Genomic DNA, 15,190 nt, shown 5'->3' with positions numbered 1-15,190 from the left:
GGCGACGCGATGAGAAAGATTTTTCTGCAGATTGGCGCCACGCGCGACGGGCAAAATCCCTACTGCGCGGTGGCAAAACGCGAAGGCTATTTTACCGTACTGGCCGAAATGGGGGATTTTGTCGACTATCAATCGCTCAGCATCGCCCTGCCGTTCGATCTGATTGTGCGTCTCGATCGCCCGGAAAATCCGTGGGATGTCCTCAATGCCTGTCTGCACGCCGGTCTGCTGGAGCATCCACAGGTGGTGCTGGCCGGTTTTGAGGCTTACAACGCCAGCGCTGGCCGGGTGCGTGAACTGCTGGCCGGCCCGGATGCCGGTCCGGGCTTCATCCCGCCGGATAAATACGCACAGCGCATGGCGCTGCGCAAAGCCTGGCCGCGTTTTCCGCAACCGGAGTTTCGCTTCTTTGCCTCACCGCTCAGCATTGGCGATGCGCGGGATGCGCTGCTTTATCCCTGCGTGATCAAACCGGTCGACGGCGGCGGCGGACTGGGCATCTGGCTGGTGGAAGAGGCCAGCCAGCTGGATGCGGTGATTGCCCGGCTGCTCGACACCATGAACTATGGCGGACGCGGCTTTACCGGCTTTATCGTCGAAAGCTGGCTGGCCGGCGACGAATATTCGCTGCAGGGCGTGGTGGAGAATGGACACGCGGTAGCGCTGACCTGCTGCCAGAAGGTGATTGAGCAGCATACCGAGGCCGACGGCTGTATCAGCTTTTACGAATCCGGCCATGTGGCGATGGCGGCGCAGCAGCTGCCCGCCGCCTTCACCAGCCTGATGAGCTTCTGCTGTGAAACCTTCGGCTACCGGCGCGGCGCTTTCCACATTGATTTCATTATGGTGAACGGCGAGCCGCACTTTCTCGAAATGGGCTTTCGCCTGTCCGGCATGGGCGTGGTGAACCTGGTGGAAGAGGTCACCGGCATCAACTGGGCCGAGGTGGCCTTTCAGGTTGAAGCCGGACGCGGCCTGCCTGAACTGCACTTCGCTTCACCGTCACCGGCCGTCGGCCGGCTGCGGTTGCGCCAGCGGCTGCAGTATGACGCCGCCGAGCGCTGGATTGCCGACCACCAGCGCGGCCAGCTGTTACCACCGCTCAACTTACCGGCGCTGGAGGTCTCACCGCGCTCATCACTGTACGCCGATCTGACGCGCCACGCCGGGATTCTCGCCACGCTGCGTCTGCCTGCCGCCAGTCGCGACGAAATTCTGGCGGTGTTTCACGCCCTTCTTGCTGTTCCCGCTTTGACCTCACGGAGAGATTTACTATGTGCAGAATGATTCTGGCACACGGCCAGTTTGACGCCGCTGCGGTACTGGACGCCGCACGCGCCATGAGCTGCGGTGAAACCGCCGCGCACGATGGCCCGATTAAACAACATCCCAACGGCTGGGGCTGTCTGTGGCTGGAGCACGGTCAGATCCGTACGCTGCATGGCACCGGCACCTTTGCCGAAGCACTGCCTGGCATTGACGTCACGCGTATGCAGCACAGCCGCTTTCTGGCGGTGCACGTGCGTCACGCCACGCTCAGCAAAAACCAGGGCATTGCGTTCTCCCATCCGCTGCGGCGCACCAGCGGCACCACCCAGTGGTACATGATGCACAACGGCTTTTTGCCGACCGTCTATGCGCAGCTGGGCATGACGCAGTCGCGCTTTGATTCCGCTGAATATCTGGAATATATCGTCGACCGCGTCACGCCCGCCGATTTCACCCGCGACTATCTGCGCGAAAAAATGGCCCGGGTGGCGCCGGGTGGCAGCGCGGCGAACGCCATTTTCGTCACCCGCGAGAAGGCCTGGGCATGGCAATGGCATCCTGATGACACGCCTTACCCCGACTATTTCACCCTGCATCGTTGTCAGCAGAACAACAGCACCTTTATCTCCTCTGAACCTGTTTCAACACTGGGCACGGCGTCAGCATGGCACCGTATGAGCAACCATGAACTTCATGAAATTCCTTTTGGAGAGTGAACCCATGGCCATTTTCAATCAGATTCGCGTCATTAACCCCAATATGTTCGTCGAAAGCACCTGGCTGGATGACATCGTCACCGCGCGCGTGCCGCTGCTGGTACTGCGCAATTTCCTCACGCCAGAGGTGCGCAACGCGGTGGTGGCTGATCTCCAGCAGTGCCGCGAGCAGGTACGGGTTTCTCACTATCCAAATGGCGCGCTGACCACGCTCGGCCCGTATCTGGCGAAGCATACCGCCGCGCCGGAAAACTATTTCACCGAACTTCGCGACATCCAGCCGGCGCTGCCGGCCTCGCTGCACGCACTGCGCGCGCAGATTTACCACTGGGTGCAGCATGCGCTGCGCCTTGAGAGTCTGCAAACCGCCACCGAACCGGCACTGGGTGATTACGCCGGCTCGATTGTGCGTTTCCACGCTGACGGCGTCGCTAATCCGCTGCATAACGACAACATCGTGCGCGATGCCGCTGGCAGCGGTCTGGCGGTGACGCACATTCTGCATCAGCTGAGCTGCGTGGTGTGCCTGCAGGAGTGCAACGCCGGCGGCGCGCTGCGCATCTTCAATAAGAAATGGCAGCCGGAAGACGAGCGCTTTAAAACGCCCGGCGAGCTGGGCTACCAGAGCGGCGTCATCGCCGGCAGCGAGACCTGCGAGTTCGCGCCGCGCAGTGGCGATATCTATCTGTTTAATCCCGCGTTTTATCATGAAATCGATCGCGTTGAAGGCGACACGCGCATCACCATGGGCTTTTTCTTTGGCCTGACCGACAAAAAAATGAAGCACGCCATTGCCTGGAGTTAATCCCGGCCTTAGACGAGGAAGACAGTATGACAACCTATGACAAAGTGATTGCGCTGCTGGATGCGCAGCAGGCCCGCTACCGCGTGGTGGAGCATGAGGCCATCGGCCAGACCGAGGTGATCAGCGCCATCCGCGGAAACGATCTCCAGCAGGCGGCCAAAGCGATGGTGCTGGAAGTCACTATGCCGGACGGCGCCGCGCCGCGCTATCTGCTGGCGATCGTACCCGGCGACTGCAAAATCAACTTCAAACACGCCGCGCGTGCCATTGGCGGTAAGAAGTCGACGTTTGCCACCCCTGAGCAGGCACAAGCGCTGACGCAGTGTGTGATGGGCGCGGTGCCGCCGTTTAGTTTTGATGACCGACTGGCGCTGCGCGTGGATGCGCGGCTGCGTGATGTCGGGACGCTGTGGTTTAACGCCGGTGCGCTGGACCGCTCGGTAGCTTTGGATGTGGATGATTATTTTCGACTGATCGGCGATGACTGCGGTGCAGAGATCGCCACACCGGTGACGGCAACCGCCTGATTGCCGCGCTGAGGAATGCGTATGTCCGTGAAAGATATGTTGTTAGCCCTGTGCGTCGTGGTGGCGTGGGGCGTAAATTTTGTGGTGATTAAGCTGGGTTTGCAGGGCATGCCGCCCTTTTTGCTGGCGGGACTGCGTTTTACGCTGGTGGCGTTTCCGGCGATCTTTTTCGTGCGTCGTCCGGCAATTCCGCTGCGCTGGCTGGTGGTGTATGGCATGACCATCAGCTTTGGTCAGTTCGCGTTTCTGTTCCTCGCCATCAAGCTTGGCATGCCAGCCGGGCTGGCTTCGCTGGTGCTGCAGGCGCAGGCATTTTTCACCCTGCTGCTCGGCGCGCTGCTGCTGGCCGAGAAGCTGCGCTGGAACCACATCGCCGGCATTCTGGTCGCCACGCTCGGCATGTTTATGCTGGCAACCGCCGGTATGGAGGGCCAGACAACCGCGGGCATCACGCTGACCACCATGATGCTGACGCTGGCGGCGGCGCTGTCGTGGGGGCTGGGCAATATCACTAACAAGATTATCCTGCGCAACCGCAAGGTGCCGGTGATGTCGCTGGTGGTGTGGAGCGCGCTGGTGCCGATTGCACCGTTCTTTGCCTGTTCGTGGTGGTTCGAGGGCGAATCCGCCATTGTCACCAGCCTGCTGGATATTTCGCTGCAGACGGTGCTGGCACTGCTCTATCTGGCGTTTTTCGCCACCATCATTGGCTACGCCATCTGGGGCAATCTGCTCAGCCGCTACGAAACCTGGCGCGTGGCGCCGCTGTCGCTGCTGGTGCCGGTGGTCGGTATTCTCAGCGCCGCGCTGATCCTCGGCGAAACTCTGTCGGCACAGGAGATTCTCGGCGCGTCGGTGATCATTCTCGGGCTGCTGGTGAATGTGTTTGGCGGTATGGTGAGCCAGCGCCTGCTGGTACGTACCTGATGATGCAGCCATAAAAAAACGCCGCGTTGCAGCGGCGTTTTTCTTTACTTCGTTAGCCTTATTTCAGGATTTCAATCCGGCGTGGTTTCGCCTCTTCCGGGACGATGCGTTCCAGATCGATACTCAGCAGGCCCAGTTCGAGACGCGCATCGCGCACCACGATGTGATCGGCCAGCTGGAATTTGCGTTCGAAGTTACGTTCTGCGATGCCCTGGTACAGGTATTTACGTTCCTGCTGCTCTTCAGGGTGGGCGCCGCGCACCACCAGCATGTTGTCATGGGCGGTGATATCCAGTTCGCTCTGCGCAAAGCCGGCGACGGCAATGGTGATGCGATAGTGGTTTTCGTCTACCAGCTCGACGTTGTACGGAGGGTAGCCGCCGTTGGCCTGGTTTTGATTGGACTCAAGCAGGTTAAACAGACGGTCGAAACCAATAGCAGAACGATAAAGCGGAGAGAGATCAAAGTTACGCATAATAAGACTCCTGATAATCAGCAAGTTTTGGCAACCTTCCACCATGGACAGGTTGTCCGGCCCGTCGGTGTCCCTGTCGGCGACCGCGTCGTGACCGTAGCTTAAAGATGGGTGCGCTCAGGTCGCTTTCAAGGGGCAATGCGCTTTTTTTTGCAGCAATTCTGACGATATGGCATACACTCAGGGGACGCTTCGCCTGACGGGAAGGACATAACCACAGAGTTATGCGGATGTCAGGTGACACACTCCAGCCAGGGCCATGCCATGACTGTAGGGATGATGATGATGAAAATGATGAAACGCTTTCCGCTCACCGGCCTGCTGGTCTGCTGCGCCTGTGCCACATCAGGCTGCTCCAGCGTGATGTCGCATACCGGTGCCAGCCAGGGTTACTACCCCGGCACGCGCGCCAGCGCAGAGATGCTGACCGATGACAATACCAGCTGGGCGATTAAACCGCTGGCGCTGATCGATCTGCCCTTTTCGGCGGTGATGGATACGCTGCTGCTGCCGTGGGATTACTTCCGCGCCGACGACGATAAAACCAAAGATTCGCCGCGCGAACGCGTGCTGCAGAGCGAGAAGATGGCTGGCACCCAGGCCAGCCTGGCCACCGCGGCGGCTATGCCGGCGGAATCGCACTGACGCAGAACAGCTGTCGCCAGCCGTCAACCTCGCGCATGTAGGCGATCTGCTTCCCGTCCGGCGACCACACCACCGCGTCGCCGCCCGGCGGTTGCGCGCTGCGCGCGGTAAGGCGCGTACACTGTCCGCTGGCTATCTCACAACGCATCACGCTGTTATCACAGATAAAGGCGATGGCTGCGCCGTCCGGCTGCCAGCTGAAAGCAGACTGAATGCTGCTGCGCAGTGAGGTGATCTGACGCGCCGCGCCACCGTTGGGTGAGACTGTCCACAGCTGCACAATGCCCTGCTCGTCAGCCTGCAAAAAGGCGATTGCGCTGCCATCCGGCGCAGCGCGCAACCAGTGGCGCGGCTGCAGCGCCAGCCCTTTACCGTGCGTGATGCGCCGCTGCTGCACGCCAGCCGGCGGTGCCGGCAGCTGCTCTGCCGTGCCCTGCAGCGGTGCATTGCCGGCTCTGGCATAGTCCGCCAGCGCCTCAGGCAGATCGACCACAAACACTTCCGGCACTTTTTCACCACTGGCATTGCGCGTATCGCCGATAAAGGCGATGGCCCAGCGCTGCCAGCTGCCGTCCGCTTTCTGATAGCCACGCTCACCGATCCAGCACTCTTCATAAGCGCGGTCAATCTGATCGCTGCCCGGTTGTGGATCGCGCCGGGTGTGGCTCACCAGCACGCAGTAGTGGCTGCCGTCATATTCGCGCGGATGCTGCTTCGGCGGGCACACCGGATGCAGCGGCACCGCCACGCCGACGTTGCGCAGGTCGTCACGCACATCGCGCTCATGCATCACGTGATCGTTATAGGTAAAGCTCAGCCGCGAGCCATCCGGACTGAACACATGCACGTGCGAGCCACCACGCAGCGCACCTGGCGTATAGGGCGCGGTGATATCGCAGGCGTCGAGGTTCTCTGCGATGCCCTGCTGAACAATCACGCCGCGCCGGTGATGAAAGTCATAATGCCAGTGCGCATCGGGATGCTCCGGCCCATGAATACAGACATAGCGCGGCGGCAGATCCGGACTCACGGTCACCACGCCGACGTACGCGCCATCGCGCGCCTGATAAAGCACCTCGACCGCGCCGCTGTGCACGTTGACGCGCTCAATGGTCAGGCTGGTAAACGAGGCGCCGGACGGCCGCACATCAAATGCCAGCCACTGGCTGTCGGCGGTCCAGACGTTGATATTGGTCAGCTGATGATGGCGCTGAGTAAAGGTGAGTTGTTTTTCTGACATGGGGCAACCTCAGATGTAACCGTTGCCGGACAAATTACGTGATGCCGTTCAGTTAAGCAAAAGCTGAGCAGCTAATGCGGGTGCGCAGGCATGCGCACCCGGAAGCTTAGCCCACGCGCTTCACATCCCCCACCAGCAGGATGTAAGAGAGCGCGCCAATCAGCGCAACGGCGGAGATGTACACCAGCGCGGGCGCAAAGCCGTAATCCTGCGCCAGATACCCCACCACCAGCGGTACCGTGATGCCACCGAGGCCGCCGATAAAGTTAAACATGCCGCCGGTCAGGCCGATCAGGCGTACCGGCGCCAGCGACGAGACCAGCGACCAGGTGATGGACGCGAACCCGTTGCCGAAAAAGGCCAGCGCCATCAGCACCATAATCCACAGCGGATCGTTGGTGTAGTTTGCGCCCATAATGCAGGTGGAGATCAGCAGGCCGCAGATGATCGGCGTCTTGCGGGCAAAGCCGAGCGAGCGGCCGCTGCGCACCAGACGATCGGCCACCATCCCGGAGAGGATCACGCCAATAAAGGCGGCGAGAAACGGCACGGTAGTCATAAAGCCGGCCGTCAGCGCGGCAATATGTTTCTCCTGCGTCAGGTAGTTGGGGAACCAGGTAAGGAAAAACCACAGCGTTGAGGTCACCGCGAACTGGCCGAGATACACGCCGCACAGCTTGCGATGAAACACCAGTTTCCAGTCGGCCGCGGTGAGTTTAACGCGTGCTTTTTTCTCGCTGGGCGCATCGCCGTCGACCATCGCGCCACCGGCACGAATGTAATCCAGCTCGGCCTGATTGATGCCTTTGCTCTGGCTCGGTGCCTGGTAAACCTTCATCCACACCAGCGACCAGACAATGCCAATCCCGCCGGTGATGATAAACACCCAGTGCCAGCTCAGCAGTTCCTGAATCCAGATCAGCAGCGGCGTGAGAAACGCCAGGCCGACAAACTGACCGGAGGTGTAAAAACCGACGGCCGAAGCGCGCTCCTGTTCCGGGAACCAGCTGGTAACCAGGCGGTTATTGGTCGGGAAAGCCGGCGCTTCAAAAATACCGGTAATGGCGCGCAGACCTATCAGCGATAATAAGCCGCTGGCGAATCCCTGCAATAATGTCGCCACCGACCAGCCGAGAATAGCGATAAAATAGGTCAGGCGTGAGCCTACGCGATCGAGAAACCAGCCGCCGGGAATCTGGCACAGCGTATATAACCAGGCAAAAGCAGAAAACACATACCCCATTTCTGCTTTGCTGATGCCAAATTCCTGCTGAATATGCGCCGAGGCCACGGCTAAATTAGCGCGATCGACATAACAAATGACCACCGTAATAAAAATCATCAGCAGCGTAATATAACGGCGACGCGTAGGTTTCGCCTGAACAGCAGAGAGATCCATGGTGTTTCTCCGTCAGATGTCAGCTGGCGGACGTGCCGAAACACGCCGCAGCCAACGCAGGGTAAGGTTATCGAAGATAAAAGCCGCAGCTGCGGCAAACTGGCAGCGCGGTGAAAACAGGTTGAGCGCTGCCCTGTGCCTTATATATTCCGCACATGGTTTAAATAGTCAGATGTTTAATCGCTTGGTAATCGGTGCTGTTATAAAGCGGTAAACGTAGCGATCGGGCGCAATACTACGAACATTACCACTCGGCTACCGATCCATCCGGAAAGCGCCATAATGGGTTGCGCCAGTCTGGCGCATTTTTACTGCGCGCAATCACCAGCTCTTCATTAATTTCCACACCGAGGCCGGGTTTATTTAATGGATAGAAATGGCCGTCATCCATTTTAAAATCATCTTTATTGATCACGTAATCGAGCAGTTCAGCGCCCTGATTATAGTGAATGCCCATGCTCTGCTCCTGGAACACCGCGTTACGCGACACGAAATCCACGTGCAGACAGGCAGCCAGCGCAATCGGCCCCAGCGGACAGTGCGGCGCCAGCGCCACGTCGTAGGACTCGGCCATCGCCGCGATTTTGTAGCATTCGGTGATGCCGCCGGCGTGCGACAGATCCGGCTGCAGAATCGCCAGCCCACCGGCTTCCAGCACGCGCTTGAACTCGAAGCGGGAGAACATGCGTTCGCCTGCGGCAATCGGCAGATGCGTCTGCGCCGCCAGGCGCGGATAGTATTCTGCCTGCTCGGCCAGCACCGGTTCTTCAATAAACAGCGGACGATATGGCTCCAGCTCTTTGATCAGCACTTTGGCCATCGGCGCGCTGACGCGACCGTGGAAATCGAGGCCAAACTCAATGTCATTGCCAAAGGCTTCGCGGATCTGCGCTACGGTGTTAACAGCGGCATCAACCTGACGAGAATTGTCGATGATGCCCATCTCTTCACAGCCGTTGAGTTTGAAGGTGTCAAAGCCGATACCACGTAATTTCTTAATGCCATCAATCACTTCAGCCGGACGATCGCCGCCTACCCAGCTATAGGCTTTGATGCTGTCACGCACCAGACCGCCCAGCAGCTGATACACCGGCACGCCCAGCGCTTTGCCTTTAATATCCCACAGTGCCTGATCGATACCGGCAATGGCGCTCATTAAAATCGGGCCGCCGCGGTAAAAACCGCCGCGATACATCACCTGCCACAGATCATTAATCCGCGCCGGATCCTGCCCAATCAGATATTCCGACAGCTCATGCACCGCCGCTTCGACGCTGCGCGCGCGCCCTTCAATCACCGGCTCGCCCCAGCCGATGATGCCTTCGTCGGTTTCGATTTTCAGGAACATCCAGCGCGGCGGCAGGCGATAAGTGGTCAGTTTCGTAATTTTCATCGTACAGCGTCCTTATAGGCAGCAATAAATGCGCGGGCCTTCTCCACGGTGCGCGACAGCGGCTGACCGGCGCGATAGAGATCGCTGCCCAGGCCAGCCCCGACGCAACCGGCGGCGATAAATTCATGCAGGTTTTCCGGCGTGACGCCGCCCACGGCAAAGACCGGCACCTCCGGCGGCAGCACCGCTTTCAGCGCTTTGATGTAGCCCGGACCAAACGCCGACGACGGGAAAATTTTCAGCGCCTGCGCCCCAGCCTGCAGCGCGGTAAAGGCTTCGCTGGCGGTGGCACAGCCTGCGGCAACCAGCATACCGTGCGCCACGGCCTGGCGAATCACCGCAGCATCGGTATTGGGCGTCACCACCAGCTTGCTGTTGAGCGCCGCCAGCTGATCGACCTGCGTCGCCTGCAGCACGGTGCCGGCACCGATCAGTGCTTTATCGCCGAAGGTTTGCACCATCGCGCCGATACTTTTCGCCCACTCTGGCGAGTTGAGCGGAATTTCAATCGCGTCGAAACCGGCGTCGATTAACGCCGCGACGTGCGCTTCAGCTTCATCCGGCGTGATGCCACGCAGAATGGCGATCAGCGGAAGTTTAGTGGGCCAGGACATGCGCAATACTCCTTATTCCGTGCTGGAAAGCGCGATCGCCCTCCAGCGTGACTGAATCTGTTCCGATAAAGGCCAGCGCCTGCTGATAACGCTGTGCCAGCGCGCTGCCGGCGATAATGACAATCGGCTGGCGGCTATGCGTTAACTGCTGCGTCATCTGCGCCACTTCATGGCCGATTAACAGGCCAGAGAGAAAATCACTGATATGGCGCCGATCGCGTGCGCCGAGCACGTGGGCGGCACGCACTTCAAACAGGCGCGCCAGAATTGAGCGGTCGTGGCTGCCAATCTGCAAACCGTCCCGGAACGCGTCCGGAGAGGCTTCCTGCGCGGGTAAACCGGCGCCAATCAGCGACTGCTTCAGCAGTAAATGGTGCAGCTCGCCGGTCATCACGGTGCGGAAATCGATGACGCGATCCTGTTCCATCTGCACCCACTTGGCGTGCGTGCCCGGCATGACATACAGCGGCGCGGGCTGCAGCGTGACAGCGCCAAGCAGCTGGGTTTCTTCACCGCGCATTACGTTGTAGTTGTCGTCACGTTCGACGCTCAGTCCCGGCACAATCCACGCTTTTCCTTCCACGCAGGTCAGGCGATCGCTTAATGCATTGAGCGCCACCGGACAGGCGAGATAAGGCACTGCCAGCCAGCCGGCGTTGCTGCCCACCATGCCGGCCATGATCACCGGGACTTCGGCCACCGGCCAGCCGTCGGTAATGGTGGCAAACACCTGAGCAGGCGTGCGGTCGCCGAGGCGCGTCACGCCCGCTTCCGAACGGCGCTCATCGACGCATTCACCGGCGCGGTAATACCAGGCGCGCAGGTTGGTGGAGCCCCAGTCAATGGCGATATAACGCGTCACAAAATCTCCTTGAGTCGGGCGGTTGAGCTGGCAATCATCGCCTTCGCCGCCTGTTCCGCCGCATCGCCATCCTGGTGGCGAATGGCATCGAACAGCGCTTTATGTTCGGCTAACGTGCGCGGCATATTGCCGGAGTCTGCCATGTAGGTTTGCGCAAACACCGCTTTTTGCAGCTGGCTGATCGCCACATTGAGCTGCTGCAGCACCGGGTTATGCACCGAGGCCATCACCGCTTCGTGATAGCGGATATCTGCGTCGTTAAAGGCATCACGGTTGAGGTGGTTGGCCACCATCTCGTTGTAGGCCAGTTCAATCGCCGCCAGATCGGTCGACGTTGCCCGCTCGGCCGACCAGCGCGCAATCTGCGGCTCCACCAGCACGCGTACCTCGTTCATGGCCGCAATCAGGCGCGGATCGTGATCGTGCGCCAGCGCCCACTGCAGTACATCGCTGTCGAGATAGTTCCACTGGTTACGTGAGGTGACAAACGCGCCGCGATAGCGCTTCATCTCCATCAGGCGTTTAGCCATCAGGGAGCGATACACTTCGCGGATAATGTTGCGCGAGGTTGAAAATCGCTCGCACAGCTCCGCTTCCGCCGGCAGCGCGGCGCCCGGCACATATTTTCCCGCAACAATCTCTTCACCCAGCGTCTGGATGATGCGCTCTGTTTTACTCAGTGGTTCCTGCGTCATAGTGTTCGATTCCATGAAAGGCGTGAGAAATCAGATTACTGCTTTCGTAGTGCAAAGCCCAATCCCTGACGCATCCTGTAGCGGCGATTGTAGTACCATATAGATTGTTTGTACTACAATGTGGATCACAAAACAGACAACCCATCGGCACACTGGCAGCAAAAAATTCAGCAGAGAAGTGACGGGCAGCAGAACGCCGCCCGCATCAGAGGAGGGTTACAGCACTAGCTCTTCAATGGCGTGCGCGACACCATCTTCCATATTGGTCTTGGTCACGAACTGCGCAATCTGCTTCACGGAATCAATCGCATTGCCCATCGCCACGCCTGTGCCGGCGTATTCAATCATCGCCAGATCGTTTTCCTGATCGCCAATCGCCATCACTTCTGACGGCTGCAGGCCGAGTTTCTCCGCCAGCATTTTTACGCCGTAGCCTTTGTTGACCAGCGGATTAAGGATTTCGAGATAGTAAGGTGCACTTTTCAGAATGGTATAACTGTCGCGGGCGCGCGCCGGTAAGGCGGCGATGGCTTTATCCAGCAGCTCCGGTTTGTCGATCATCATCAGTTTCGGGAAGCGCGTCGCCGGATCCATCTCTTCTACAGCGCGATAGCGTACCGGAATTCCGGTCAGGCTGGCTTCGTGGATGGTGTATTCGCTGATGTCTTTATTTGGCGTGTAGAGGAAGGATTTGTCGAACGCCTGAAAATGTACCCCAAGGTCGCGCGCCAGCTGTTCCAGGTAGAGATAGTCATCAAAGCCAAGCATCTTCTCGGCCACCACCTCACCGCTGTCCGCGCTGTGCGCCAGTGCGCCGTTGTTGCTGATGCAATACTGCCCCGGCTGACGCAGATCCAGCTCCATCAGGTAGCGCTCCACACCAACAAACGGACGTCCGGTGGCCAGCACGATCGACACACCTTTATCCCGCGCCCGGCCAATCGCCGCTTTGACGCCCGCCGTGATTTCGTGCTGCGGATTCAGCAGCGTGCCGTCCATATCGATCGCAATCAGTTTTATCGCCATAACGTCCTCGGTTAATTCAGGGTCTGGCTTTAATGCTAGCGCGATTCAGCTCACATTGACCAGTTAATCGGCAGCGGAAGATGCGTTGCGAACAAAGAGGTTGGTGCTCAGGAGGGAATTAATAACGGTGATTAAAACAAAAAACCCTTCCCGTTTGGGAAGGGTTTTGCGATATCAGATATCGATGTTGGCGGCTTTCAGCGCGTTCTCTTCGATGAAGGCGCGGCGCGGTTCAACCGCATCGCCCATCAGCGTGGTGAACAGCTGGTCGGCGGCGATGGCGTCTTTGATGGTGACGCGCAGCATGCGGCGGCTGTCCGGATCCATGGTGGTTTCCCACAGCTGATCCGGGTTCATCTCGCCCAGACCTTTATAGCGCTGCACTGACAGACCGCGGCGCGACTCTTTCACCAGCCAGTCAATCGCCTGCTCGAAGCTGGCAACCGGCTGACGGCGCTCGCCGCGCTCGATGTAGGCATCCTCTTCAATCAGACCACGCAGATGCGCGCCGAGTGCACAGATTTTGCGGTATTCCGCGCCGTCAATGAACTCGCTGTCCAGCGGATAATCGGTATCAACACCGTGAGTACGCACGCGCAGCACCGGCTCAAAGCGCTGCTGTTCGCGGTTTTCCCGCACCTGTGCCACATAGCTGCTGCCATGCGCTTCGCGCTCGTTCAGGTAAGCCACCAGGCTCTCCAGCCATGCAGTCACTGCTGTCTGATCGCTGAGATCGCTCAGGGTTGGATGATAAACCAGCGCGCGCAGCAGCGCAGACGGGAAGCGGCGCTCCATACGCTTGATCATCTTCTGGGTGCTGTTGTATTCCGCTACCAGGCTTTCCAGCGGCTCGCCGCCCAGCGCCGGTGCGCTGGCGTTGGTGTGCAGCGTTGCGCCGTCCAGCGCGATGGCAATCTGATACTGATCCATCGCGTCGTCATCTTTAATGTACTGCTCCTGCTTGCCCTTCTTCACCTTGTACAGCGGTGGCTGCGCGATGTAGACGTGGCCACGCTCGATGATTTCCGGCATCTGGCGATAGAAGAAGGTCAGCAGCAGCGTACGGATGTGCGAACCATCGACGTCCGCATCGGTCATGATGATGATGCTGTGATAGCGCAACTTGTCCGGGTTGTACTCATCGCGGCCGATACCGCAGCCCAGTGCGGTGATCAGCGTGGCGACTTCCTGTGAAGAGAGCATTTTGTCGAAACGCGCTTTCTCCACGTTAAGGATTTTACCTTTCAGCGGCAGAATCGCCTGATTCTTACGGTTACGTCCCTGCTTGGCGGAACCGCCTGCAGAGTCACCCTCCACCAGGTAGATTTCAGACAGCGCCGGATCGCGCTCCTGACAGTCCGCCAGCTTGCCCGGCAGGCCCGCCAGGTCCAGCGCGCCTTTACGGCGGGTCATTTCACGTGCACGACGTGCGGCTTCACGCGCACGCGCGGCATCGATAATTTTGCCGACCACGATTTTGGCGTCAGACGGATTTTCCAGCAGGTATTCGCTCAGCAGTTCGTTCATCTGCTGTTCCACCGCCGATTTCACCTCGGAAGAGACCAGCTTGTCTTTGGTCTGAGAAGAGAATTTCGGATCCGGCACCTTGACCGAAACCACTGCCACCAGCCCTTCACGCGCGTCGTCACCGGTAGCGCTGACTTTGGCTTTTTTGCTGTAACCTTCTTTATCCATGTAGGCGTTGAGCGTACGCGTCATCGCCGCGCGGAAACCGGCAAGGTGCGTTCCGCCGTCGCGCTGCGGAATATTGTTGGTGAAGCAGTAGATGTTTTCCTGGAAACCGTCGTTCCACTGCAGCGCAACTTCGACGCCGATACCGTCTTTTTCGGTGGAGAAGTAGAACACATTCGGGTGAATCGGGTTCTTGTTGCGGTTGAGATATTCAACGAACGCTTTGATACCACCTTCGTAGTGGTAGTGATCGTTTTTATCGTCGCGCTTGTCTTCCAGGCGAATCGACACGCCGGAGTTGAGGAATGACAGCTCGCGCAGACGCTTCGCCAGGATTTCATATTCAAAATCGGTGACGTTGGTGAACGTATCGTGGCTCGGCCAGAAACGCACGCGCGTACCGGTAGCGTCGGTATCGCCGGTCACCGCCAGCGGCGCCTGCGGCACACCGTGCACGTAGGTTTGCTGATGCACTTTGCCGTCGCGACGAATGGTCAGTTCCAGCTTCTGCGACAGGGCGTTCACCACCGATACGCCGACGCCGTGCAGACCACCAGAGACTTTATAGGAGTTGTCATCAAACTTACCGCCGGCGTGCAGTACGGTCATGATCACTTCGGCGGCAGAAACGCCCTCTTCCGGGTGAATACCGGTCGGAATACCACGGCCGTCATCCTGCACGGAGACAGAGTTGTCGGCATGGATGGTGACCACGATATCACTACAGTGGCCGGCGAGCGCTTCGTCGATGGCGTTATCCACGACCTCGAATACCATGTGATGCAGACCGGTGCCGTCATCCGTATCGCCGATGTACATACCCGGGCGTTTGCGTACCGCATCAAGCCCTTTCAGGACTTTGATACTTGAGGAGTCATAAGAATTCGACATCAACGTTTCTCGCT

15 protein-coding genes are annotated in these 15,190 nt (G+C 59.0%); 6 read left to right on the top strand and 9 right to left on the bottom strand.

Annotated elements, in window-relative coordinates; genetic code table 11:
• The first annotated feature begins 9 nt into the window (after positions 1 to 9).
• The 5 genes from AC6I79_RS00260 to AC6I79_RS00240 are packed head-to-tail and all read left to right on the top strand — an operon-like array spanning position 10 to position 4,244.
• Positions 10 to 1,287: an ATP-grasp domain-containing protein gene (locus AC6I79_RS00260; RefSeq protein ID WP_498027494.1), complete on the top strand. Its 1,278-nt coding sequence runs from the start codon at positions 10 to 12 to the stop codon at positions 1,285 to 1,287.
• A complete protein-coding gene (locus AC6I79_RS00255; protein WP_058775615.1) occupies positions 1,275 to 1,985 on the top strand; it encodes a class II glutamine amidotransferase in 711 nt (236 codons plus the stop codon). Before AC6I79_RS00260 ends, AC6I79_RS00255 begins: the two co-directional genes overlap by 13 nt.
• A gap of 4 nt (positions 1,986 to 1,989) precedes the next feature.
• Positions 1,990 to 2,790 carry a 2OG-Fe(II)-dependent halogenase WelO5 family protein gene (locus AC6I79_RS00250; protein WP_159377278.1) on the top strand — a complete coding sequence of 267 codons (801 nt, stop codon included), beginning with the start codon at positions 1,990 to 1,992 and terminating at the stop codon, positions 2,788 to 2,790.
• A 26-nt stretch (positions 2,791 to 2,816) separates the two neighbouring features.
• The gene (locus AC6I79_RS00245) at positions 2,817 to 3,317 is read left to right on the top strand and encodes a YbaK/EbsC family protein (RefSeq protein WP_058775617.1); all 501 of its coding nucleotides are present in this window, start codon (positions 2,817 to 2,819) and stop codon (positions 3,315 to 3,317) included.
• A gap of 21 nt (positions 3,318 to 3,338) precedes the next feature.
• A complete protein-coding gene (locus AC6I79_RS00240; RefSeq protein ID WP_021506902.1) occupies positions 3,339 to 4,244 on the top strand; it encodes an EamA family transporter in 906 nt (301 codons plus the stop codon).
• A 58-nt stretch (positions 4,245 to 4,302) separates the two neighbouring features.
• Here the strand turns inward: AC6I79_RS00240 and ibpA are convergent, their stop codons facing one another.
• Positions 4,303 to 4,719 carry a small heat shock chaperone IbpA gene (gene ibpA, locus AC6I79_RS00235; protein ID WP_010617843.1) on the bottom strand — a complete coding sequence of 139 codons (417 nt, stop codon included), beginning with the start codon at positions 4,717 to 4,719 and terminating at the stop codon, positions 4,303 to 4,305.
• A 285-nt stretch (positions 4,720 to 5,004) separates the two neighbouring features.
• On the opposite strand from ibpA, the gene AC6I79_RS00230 reads away from it, so the two are divergent.
• Positions 5,005 to 5,364, top strand: a complete 360-nt coding sequence (locus AC6I79_RS00230; protein WP_040679624.1) for a YceK/YidQ family lipoprotein — start codon at positions 5,005 to 5,007, stop codon at positions 5,362 to 5,364.
• Here the strand turns inward: AC6I79_RS00230 and AC6I79_RS00225 are convergent.
• From AC6I79_RS00225 to gyrB, 8 genes are all read right to left on the bottom strand, one after another.
• Positions 5,342 to 6,604 carry a YidR family protein gene (locus AC6I79_RS00225; protein WP_159377265.1) on the bottom strand — a complete coding sequence of 421 codons (1,263 nt, stop codon included), beginning with the start codon at positions 6,602 to 6,604 and terminating at the stop codon, positions 5,342 to 5,344. The two genes, AC6I79_RS00230 and AC6I79_RS00225, sit on opposite strands and share 23 nt — an antisense overlap.
• Before the next feature lie 106 nt (positions 6,605 to 6,710).
• The gene (locus tag AC6I79_RS00220; protein ID WP_058758193.1) at positions 6,711 to 8,003 is read right to left on the bottom strand and encodes an MFS transporter; all 1,293 of its coding nucleotides are present in this window, start codon (positions 8,001 to 8,003) and stop codon (positions 6,711 to 6,713) included.
• A 244-nt stretch (positions 8,004 to 8,247) separates the two neighbouring features.
• A complete protein-coding gene (dgoD, locus tag AC6I79_RS00215; protein ID WP_058758194.1) occupies positions 8,248 to 9,396 on the bottom strand; it encodes a galactonate dehydratase in 1,149 nt (382 codons plus the stop codon).
• Positions 9,393 to 10,010 carry a 2-dehydro-3-deoxy-6-phosphogalactonate aldolase gene (locus tag AC6I79_RS00210; RefSeq protein WP_021506907.1) on the bottom strand — a complete coding sequence of 206 codons (618 nt, stop codon included), beginning with the start codon at positions 10,008 to 10,010 and terminating at the stop codon, positions 9,393 to 9,395. The genes dgoD and AC6I79_RS00210 overlap by 4 nt, the downstream gene beginning before the upstream one ends.
• Entirely contained in the window at positions 9,994 to 10,872 is an 879-nt protein-coding gene (locus AC6I79_RS00205; protein ID WP_058758195.1) for a 2-dehydro-3-deoxygalactonokinase, read from the bottom strand. The genes AC6I79_RS00210 and AC6I79_RS00205 overlap by 17 nt, the downstream gene beginning before the upstream one ends.
• Entirely contained in the window at positions 10,869 to 11,567 is a 699-nt protein-coding gene (locus tag AC6I79_RS00200; RefSeq protein WP_058770730.1) for a FadR/GntR family transcriptional regulator, read from the bottom strand. The genes AC6I79_RS00205 and AC6I79_RS00200 overlap by 4 nt, the downstream gene beginning before the upstream one ends.
• 216 nt (positions 11,568 to 11,783) lie before the next feature.
• Positions 11,784 to 12,593 (bottom strand): sugar-phosphatase, encoded by an 810-nt coding sequence (gene yidA, locus AC6I79_RS00195; RefSeq protein ID WP_159377266.1) that lies wholly within the window; start codon positions 12,591 to 12,593, stop codon positions 11,784 to 11,786.
• A gap of 174 nt (positions 12,594 to 12,767) precedes the next feature.
• A complete protein-coding gene (gene gyrB, locus AC6I79_RS00190; RefSeq protein ID WP_058758200.1) occupies positions 12,768 to 15,176 on the bottom strand; it encodes a DNA topoisomerase (ATP-hydrolyzing) subunit B in 2,409 nt (802 codons plus the stop codon).
• Between the last annotated feature and the right edge of the window lie 14 nt (positions 15,177 to 15,190).

The organism is gamma proteobacterium symbiont of Scutellera amethystina (assembly GCF_059730845.1).
The sequence above is the reverse complement of the archived record's forward strand: the minus strand, read 5'-3'. Positions and strand labels throughout refer to the sequence as shown.